Origin of the sequence: Belliella alkalica, from assembly GCF_022549785.1 — a bacterium.
Classification (GTDB): Bacteria; Bacteroidota; Bacteroidia; order Cytophagales; family Cyclobacteriaceae; genus Belliella; species Belliella alkalica.
Map to the genome: position 1 here is coordinate 1 of NZ_JAKZGO010000094.1, position 571 is coordinate 571.

General features: G+C 32.6%; 1 pseudogene. It reads right to left on the reverse strand.

The window, feature by feature from the left end:
• Positions 1–218: pseudogene (locus MM213_RS20805) on the reverse strand (IS1634 family transposase); the annotation flags it as partial.
• Between the last annotated feature and the right edge of the window lie 353 nt (positions 219–571).

The window sequence follows — 571 nt, forward strand, 5'->3', positions numbered from 1 at the left end:
AGAACGGATTTAAGGTTAGCATCCCGATCGTTAGAAAACAGAGTAACCTGACCTTTCATCCTTTCGATTTCTAGCTTAGCTTGCCTTTCAAGAATAATAAGCTCTGATTCGTCAAAAGAACTACCTAATGACTTGACAACTTTATTGATTCTTCCCACTTTTTGGATAATCTGTACACTAAAGCTACCGCTGGAATTCTTTTTGCGTCTTACAAACATAAACTAAAAATAGTCCGAGACACCCAAAAAYACAAAATCAARYAATCTAAGGMAATGAAATTCAAACACTTAAATTTAAACTAAAATATACCCGCACAAAACAGGAGAAAACATCACCCATGGATCAGTTTGGGAACTATACCCTTTTCGGTTAGCGATAAATATAATGCATTTGAAATATTGATTACTAAAAATTGTATCTGTATAATTGCTTTTTAACAGGATCCATTTATAACAAAATTTTAATTCATTTCAATCAGCTGCGATAGCTTTTGCGCAGTAGTATAGATAACTTTGACCTATACCATAGAAACAAGTTGCTGTAGAATATTTACCGATTAAACGAGAAATAT